Genomic DNA, 6827 nt, shown 5'->3' on the forward strand with positions numbered 1-6827 from the left:
TGAGCCGAGTGCCGAGAACTTTTCCGTGATTCAGGCCGAGCGGGCAGCCCGGTCCGCGGCGTCGACCCACGAGCCGTGGCTGCGGGGGGCGGGCACCCCGGCGCGGCCGGTGACCCGGTCGACGTAGGCGCGCTGCTGGTTGCGGGCGCGCACCCCACCGTCGGCGGGAACCGTCCGGCCTTCCCAGATCTCGCTCATCGCGGCGTGCAGGAGGGTGAGGGCCCGTGCGCGCATCTGCGAGACGCGGGACAGCGTCACGCCCAGGTCTTCCGCGATGTCCGTCAGTGATTCATCACCGAAGAAATTGCGCTCGACGACCTCGTCCAGCCGGTCGGGCAGCGCCCGGATCGCCGCGTGCAGGTGTCGGGCACGTTCGCCCCGCAGGACCGCCCGCTCGGGGGACTCCCCGGTGTCGGGCAGGTCGAGCGCCGTCCCGTCAGGGCCGACCTCCGCGTCGATGCTGACCATCACGGCCCGGTGGACGTCGACCTGCAGGTGGTCGAGCTCGCTGCGCGCGACACCCAGGCTCTGCGCGAGCTCCTCGCGCGTGGGCGGCCGGCCCAGGCTGATGGTCAGCGCGTCGGCGGCGGCGTCGGTCCGCCGGGCCGCGGCGCGCACCGATCGGCTGGCCCAGTCCCCGGAGCGCAGCTCGTCGAGGACCGCTCCCTGCAGGCGTGCCAGGGCGTAGGTGGAGAAGGAGGCGCCCGCGTCCGGGTCGAACCGGCGCGCCACCTCGACCAGGGCCACGTGGGCGCAGGACAGCAGGTCCTCGCGGCTCACGTGGCCGGGGAGCGAGATCCGGGAGGCGACGGCGTTGACGGCGAACGCCGCCAGCGGCAGGTGCTCGGTCACCAGCGCGTCGACCTCCTGCGGAGAGCGCCCCTTGACCGGGTGCGGGACCCGGCCGTTCTGAGGGCGTTCGCGCGACGGCCGGTCGTGGGCGGACCGCTCACGGAGGGGTCGCTCGGTCGCGAAGGAACGGACTGGGGTCACGTCCGTATCTCTCGGCGGTCGGTGCCGGGGTCGGCACCATCCGTCGGCACAAATCCTGTCGAACTTGAGCGCCGATTCGGTGCTTCGGCTCAACCCCCTCCGAACGGGTGCCGATGCCAGCTCCGACAGCGGTTCTCCCCGGGCCCCGGGCCCGGGCGACCGCGAGCACGAGCGAGACGACGGAAGGCGGTGGACGGAGTGGACTACCAGCACCTGTCGACGTTGCTGTGGCGGGAGCAGGAGCTCCTGGACCTGCTGCTCTTCAAGGCCGAGGAGAAGCAGTACCTGATCCTCACGGGCAAGACCCGCTGGCTGGCGCGCATCGCGCACGAGATCGAGGTGATCCTCGACCAGCTGCGCACCCTCGAGGTGGAGCGGTCCGCGGCCACCGAGGCGATCGCAGGGACGCTCGGCCTCGAGAGCAACCCCTCCCTGCGGCAGGTCGCCGACGTCGCCCCCGCCCCGTGGAACGACCTCCTCACCCAGCACCACGAGGCGCTGCTGGTGCTGATCACCGACCTGCGCAGCCTGTCCGATGCCAACCGGGAGCTCATCGAGGGCGGCCTGTCCGCCATCGGGGACGCGCTCACGCGGACGCGCTCGTCCTCGGCCGGCACGTACGGCGCCACCGGCCGGCACTCCGACGGCACCTACCGCGCGGTCACCCTGGACGGAGCACTCTGACGTGAGCACCTTCAGCCTGCTGAACACCGCGACCACCTCCCTGTGGGCGCAGCGCCGGGCGCTCGACGTCACCGGCCAGAACATCTCGAACGTCAACACCGACGGGTACTCCCGTCAGCGCGTGGACATGCGGGCCATCGGCGGCAGCGCGGTCCCGGCGTTCTACTCCACCGGCTCCGGCATCGGTGGCGGGGTGAACGCCGACGAGGTGACGCGGATCCGGGACGCCTTCCTGGAGGGGCGCGGGCACACCGAGCACGCCAACAGCGCGCAGCTGACCGCCGAGACCGACACGTACACGCAGGTGGAGGCGGCGTTCCGCGAGCCCGGCACCACCGGCCTGCAGAACCTCATGGCCGACATGTGGCGCGGGTGGCAGGACGTGGCCAACAAGCCGGAGGACGAGGCCGCCCGGGGGCAGGTGCTGAAGCGGCTGGAGACCCTCGTCGGGGGGCTGCACTTCAGCAGCGCGCAGCTGGACGGGCAGTGGGAGCAGACCCGCGAGAACCTCGGCGTCCTCGTGGACGACGTCAACGCGGCGGCCGAGACGATCGCCCAGCTGAACACCGCGATCCTGCGCGCCTCGCAGACCGGCCTGCCGGCCAACGACCTCACCGACCAGCGCGACCTGCTGGTCATGAAGCTGGCCGACCAGGTGGGGGTGTCGGTCCGCCCGCGGGACGGTGGCGTCGTCGACGTGGTCGTCGGCAGCGTCACGATCGTCTCCGGTGGGACCGCGTCGAAGCTCGCCGTCCAGGGCGCGATCGACCCCACCGGCACCGCCGGCGACCCGCCGCGCGTCGTGACCGCCACCGGTGGGCTCGCGGTCACCGTCGGCGGCACGGCCGGAGGACAGCTGCACGCGCTGAACTCGATCCTGCCGACCTACCGGACCGAGCTGGACGCCGTCGCCTCGTCGCTGGCCACCGCGCTCAACGACGCGCACGACGACGGCTTCGACCTCGACGGGCTTCGGGGCGGCGTCCTGATCGGTTCCACCGGCGGTCCGGTGACGGCGTCGTCGATCACCGTCGCGATCACCGAACCGCGCAAGCTGGCCGCGTCGTCGCTCGGCGCGGACGACGGCTCCGTGCCCCCGAACCTCGACCGCGGGAACGCCGACAAGCTCGCCCAGCTGGGCAACGGCGTCGGGTCCCCGGACGCCGCCTACCGCAAGATGATCGTCGAGCTGGGTGTCCAGTCGGCGGTCTCGCAGCGCAACCTCGCCATCCAGTCGGTCATCACCGGGCAGGTGGACGCCGCCCGGGAGTCCGTGGCCGGGGTCAACCTCGACGAGGAGATGACCAACATGCTGTCCTTCCAGCACGCGTACTCGGCCGCGAGCCGGCTGGTCTCGGCGATCGACGAGATGCTCGACGTCCTGATCAACCGCACCGGCCGCGTGGGGCTGTGATCTGAGTGCGCATCACGCAGAAGGCCGTCGCCCTCACCAGCCTGCAGGGCCTCAACCGCAACCTCGACACCTTCGGGAAGCTGCAGCAGCAGCTCACCTCGGGCAGGCTCATCAACGCGCCGTCCGACTCGCCGACCGGCACGAACAAGGCGATGCAGATCCGGTCGGAGCAGGCCGCGGTCGAGCAGTTCGGCCGCAACATCTCCGACGCCGACAGCTGGCTGTCGATCACCGACTCCACGCTGCAGAACATGCTCGACGTGACCCGGCGGGTCCGCGACCTCACGGTGCAGGGCGCCAGCACCGGCAGCTCGTCCGAGGCCAGCCGGCGGGCGCTCGCCACCGAGGTCGCCTCGCTGCGCGAGAGCCTGCTCGGGCTGGCGAACACGACCATCCAGGGGCGCCCCGTGTTCGGCGGGGTTACCACCGGTACGAGGGCCTACAACGACGCCGGCGCCTTCCAGGGCATCGCCGGGGCGGACGGGGCCGACGTCATGCGGCGGGTCTCGTTCACCGAGGAGGTGCGTGTGGACCTGACCGGGCCCGAGGCCTTCGGGCCGGCCGGTGCCGACCTGTTCGCCCTGGTCGCCCGGATCGCCGACGACCTGGTGAACGACCCCGCCGCCCTGGACCAGGGGCTGGTGGACCTCGACGCGGCGATGAAGCGGATGCTCGGCGGGGTCGCCGACGTCGGGGCCCGGGCGGCGCGGGTCGAGCGCGAGCAGCAGATCAACAGCGACCTCGCGCTGACCCTGGAGACCCAGCTCGGCGGGGTCGAGAACGTGGACCTGCCGAACACGATCATGCGGCTGCAGATGCAGCAGGTCGGCTACCAGGCGGCGCTGCAGGCGACGGCGAAGGCGATCTCGCCGACGCTGATGGACTACCTGCGCTGATGACCGCCCTCGCCGACAGCCCGGCAGCGGGCCCGATGACGACGGCGCCGGCTCCGCCCCCGGTCCAGGTGCTGTCGCTCACCGAACCGCTGCCGGGGTTCCCCGGCCACGCCGACTACGTGCTGGTCGCCGGGGACACCGCCGGGCTGCTCTTCTGGCTGCAGGCGGTCTCCCCGGACGGGCCCCGGTTCCTCGCCGTGCCGGCGCGGGAGTACTTCCCGGAGTACGCCCCGGTCGTCCCGGCCGACGTCCGGGCCGCCCTGGGGCTGGCCGATCCGGCCGATGCCCGGGTCTACTGCCTGGTCAGCGTGCCCGGTGGCGACGTCGCCGAGGCCACGGCCAACCTGCGGGCACCGGTCGTCGTCGCCCCCGCGACGCACCGCGCGCAGCAGGTCGTGCAGACCGACGGCGCACATCCTCTTCGGCGGCGCCTGCGCCGATAACCTCAGTGTTGCCGCGTCGGGGACGCGGCCCCGTGCCCGCAGCCGCGGGCACCGCCACGGACGGCCACCCACACACCCATGGAGGGGTACACGTGCTCACACTCACCCGCAGCGTCGGCGAGACGATCCGCATCGGCGACGACATCGAGGTCCACGTCGTCGAGGTGCGCGGCGGCACCGTGCGACTGGGCTTCAAGGCCCCGCGCGAGGTCACCATCCACCGCGAGGAGGTCTACCGGCAGATCGCCGAGGCCAACCTGCTGGCGGCCCAGGTCACCGCGGATGCGCTCGGCGCGCTCGCGGCGTTCGCGCCCACGACCGGGCCCGACGCGGAGCCCCACGGTGCCGGCACCGAGAGGCCGCGTCCGACCGGGGCGGCGCGCCCCGGGGACTGACAGAACTGCACGGTTGCCAGGGGGTGATCCTCGGCAGTCCGTGCCAATCTGACGGCCCGACGGGCTTGCGGATGCGCGACACAGGCAACTCTTGCCGAAGCTTTGGCCTGACTACTGCGATGGACACAGCGAGTTGTGTGCCGTGTCCGCAGCGTGCATGCGGCAGATTCCTCCCTAGGCAAGTGACAGGGGGCGATCACGATGGCACGAAACGCATTCACCGCTTCGGTGGCGGGGGACCAGACCGGCGACCAGGAGTCCGTGGTGGTCCACGTGCAGCTGCGACCCCGCCGGGGCGCCACCCGCAAGTGCCTCGCGGCGCTCGCGGCGCTGGCCGCCGAGCACGAGGGTGTGGTCGTCGCGGTCACCGGCCTCAGCAAGGACGACCGCGTCGTCCGGGTCACCGTCGGCGTCGACCTCGGACCCCGGGCGGCCGTGGCGAAGTTCTCTCCGCAGGCCCAGGCGGCCTACGCGTTCGTGTCGGCGGTGTTCACCTCGCTCTACGACCACATGCCGGTCTACACGGCCGAGCCCAGCGGTGCCGAGCGCGCCGCCGCCACGTCGCTGCTGGAGCGCGCCGCCGCCGGCGCGGCCCGCGCCGACGCCCTGGCCGTCGACGTGTTCGAGGCGCTGCCCGACGCCTCGGCGCCGGCCTCACCCGTCCCCGCGCCACGCCGCCCCGGCCCGGGGGAGCGCATCCCGGCCTGACGGCCTCCCGTGCAATGCGGGGTGCCGGCCGCCCGGCACCCCCTTTCTTCCCCGTAGTGCCCAGGAGTACCGATGCCCGACCGCATCTCGTCCCCGACGTCCACCGCCGACGACCGCCCCCGTTCCCGCGAGCCCCTGGTCTTCGGGGGTATCCCCGAATCCGACGGGTGGGCGCTGGCACCCATCACCCCGCGCGACCGGGTGCACTTCCGGGTGGACCACGAGCTGCCGCTCGACGAGTTCCGCCGGGAGCTGCCCGACGGCGTCACGGTCAGCTACGACCAGGGTGACGGTCTCTACCGGGTGGACGGCGCCTGCGGAACGGCTGCCGTGCTCGCCGACTGGGTCAAGGCGTGGTGCGCCGGTCGCGGCACCGGCACCATCGGGTTGCGCGCGGAGACCGGCGTCCGCCGGCGCGCGCCCCGTGATCTGCCGCCGGCCTTCCTCGACGACCTGTGCCGGCACTACGGGCCGGTCAGCCTCAAGCGCCTGCAGCGGAACATGAGCACGATCCGCCTGCACCTGCCCGACCCGGACGACCTCGGCCAGCAGGTCTACGAGTGGATCCTCAAGGCGGTCGCCCAGTACGACGAGACCAAGTCGGTCCCGTTCGGTGCCTTCCTGGCCACGCAGCTGTCCAAGTGGGTGCACGACCTGGGGCGCAACGCCCACGGACGCACCGCGGCAGACACCGAGCACAAGCAGCAGAAGGCGATCGCGGCGTTCATGGCGGAGCACCAGCGCCGCCCCAGCGAGAAGGAGCTCGCCGCCTACATGGGACAGAGCGTCGCCACCCTGCGGCGCAACTCCCAGACCGTCGCCACGCTGAACGGGCTGCGGAACCTGCAGTCGCTGGACGGGGCGCCCGAGGCCACCGAGATCCTGCTGCCCGACTCCAACGAGGCGCCCGACGAGATCATGGGGGAGGCCGAGCAGACGCTGCTCTCCCACGCCCTCACGGCTGCCTGCGCCCCGGACCCGGACGCCCGCCGCGACCAGCGGGCCGGCCAGCCCAACGTGCTCGGCTGGGCGACCTGGTACCTGACGACCTGGGGTGGGCGGACCAAGACCCAGCTGTCGGCCGACCTCAACACCTCGGTGCGGAACATGAACGTCTACGCGGACCGGGTCGAGAAGGCGCTGAAGGACCGGCTGGCCGAGCTCGCGGACTGAGTAGCCCTGTGTCAAGCCGCTGCCGCGGCGCCCTGAGTGAGGTATCGGTTGTGGGCGCCGTGGCGGGCTGGGTCGTATGCGCTGTGTTCTTGCCAGCAGCGCCAGATGACGCCGGTCCAGG

8 protein-coding genes are annotated in these 6827 nt (G+C 72.6%); 7 read left to right on the plus strand and 1 reads right to left on the minus strand.

Annotated elements, in window-relative coordinates:
• Positions 1 to 30 precede the first annotated feature (30 nt).
• The gene (locus tag ACI79S_RS04810) at positions 31 to 852 is read right to left on the minus strand and encodes a sigma-70 family RNA polymerase sigma factor (RefSeq protein WP_456592301.1); all 822 of its coding nucleotides are present in this window, start codon (positions 850 to 852) and stop codon (positions 31 to 33) included.
• Positions 853 to 1182: 330 nt separating this feature from the next.
• Between ACI79S_RS04810 and ACI79S_RS04815 the strand changes: the two genes are divergently transcribed.
• From ACI79S_RS04815 to ACI79S_RS04845, 7 genes are all read left to right on the plus strand, one after another.
• Positions 1183 to 1677: a flagellar protein FlgN gene (locus ACI79S_RS04815; RefSeq protein ID WP_456592302.1), complete on the plus strand. Its 495-nt coding sequence runs from the start codon at positions 1183 to 1185 to the stop codon at positions 1675 to 1677.
• A 1-nt stretch (position 1678) separates the two neighbouring features.
• Positions 1679 to 3091 carry a flagellar hook-associated protein FlgK gene (gene flgK, locus ACI79S_RS04820; protein ID WP_456592303.1) on the plus strand — a complete coding sequence of 471 codons (1413 nt, stop codon included), beginning with the start codon at positions 1679 to 1681 and terminating at the stop codon, positions 3089 to 3091.
• Positions 3092 to 3096: 5 nt separating this feature from the next.
• Positions 3097 to 3987 (plus strand): flagellar hook-associated protein FlgL, encoded by an 891-nt coding sequence (gene flgL, locus ACI79S_RS04825; protein WP_456592304.1) that lies wholly within the window; start codon positions 3097 to 3099, stop codon positions 3985 to 3987.
• Positions 3987 to 4430 (plus strand): flagellar assembly protein FliW, encoded by a 444-nt coding sequence (fliW, locus tag ACI79S_RS04830; protein WP_456592305.1) that lies wholly within the window; start codon positions 3987 to 3989, stop codon positions 4428 to 4430. The genes flgL and fliW overlap by 1 nt, the downstream gene beginning before the upstream one ends.
• Positions 4431 to 4522: 92 nt before the next feature.
• A complete protein-coding gene (gene csrA, locus ACI79S_RS04835; RefSeq protein WP_456592306.1) occupies positions 4523 to 4825 on the plus strand; it encodes a carbon storage regulator CsrA in 303 nt (100 codons plus the stop codon).
• A 201-nt stretch (positions 4826 to 5026) separates the two neighbouring features.
• On the plus strand, positions 5027 to 5533 hold the full coding sequence (locus tag ACI79S_RS04840; RefSeq protein ID WP_456592307.1) for a hypothetical protein: 507 nt from the start codon (positions 5027 to 5029) through the stop codon (positions 5531 to 5533).
• A 72-nt stretch (positions 5534 to 5605) separates the two neighbouring features.
• A complete protein-coding gene (locus ACI79S_RS04845; RefSeq protein ID WP_456592308.1) occupies positions 5606 to 6706 on the plus strand; it encodes a flagellar biosynthesis protein FliA in 1101 nt (366 codons plus the stop codon).
• Positions 6707 to 6827: the final 121 nt, after the last annotated feature.

Source organism: Blastococcus sp. SYSU DS1024 (genome assembly GCF_054050795.1).